The organism is Priestia sp. P5_B4 (assembly GCF_056400385.1).
Window position 1 is genome coordinate 1 of record NZ_JBFULJ010001543.1, and the last position, 515, is coordinate 515.

Here is a 515-nt window from a genome sequence, read left to right on the forward strand (position 1 = left end):
AAAGAGAGGTTGGGGAATGGTATGAAAAAATGGCGATTGAACTTTCGTGTTTTGTCGTTATTTACGCTGCTTGCATTCGTGTTATCGGCCTGTGGAAAACCGTTTTTGTCGACACTTAAGCCTGCAGGTGAGGTAGCTGAAGAACAATATTCGCTTATGCTGCTTAGTACAGCCATCATGGTTTTAGTTATTATTGTTGTCACCATTATCTTTATATTTGTTATTCTGCGCTTTCGTCGTCGTAAAGGCGAAGAAAATGTGATTCCAAAGCAAGTAGAGGGAAGCAGAAAGTTAGAAATTATATGGACAGTGATTCCTATCTTGCTGCTGATTATTTTGACTGTTCCAACGGTTATCTCAACATTTAAGCTAGCGGATGTAAAAGGAATGAAGGACAAAGATGCTGTCGTAGTAAATGTGCGCGCTAACTTGTACTGGTGGGAATTTGAGTATCCTAATCAAAAAATTATTACATCGCATAGCAAGAGCTAGAAAATGAGGGGGCTGCCAAATAA

The 515-nt window shown here is 39.4% G+C and carries 1 pseudogene; it reads left to right on the forward strand.

Features of this window, described 5'->3' with window-relative positions:
* Positions 1-21: 21 nt before the first annotated feature.
* Positions 22-477 (forward strand): annotated as a pseudogene (locus AC1DRF_RS32065) (cytochrome c oxidase subunit II transmembrane domain-containing protein); the annotation flags it as partial.
* Positions 478-515 lie beyond the last annotated feature (38 nt).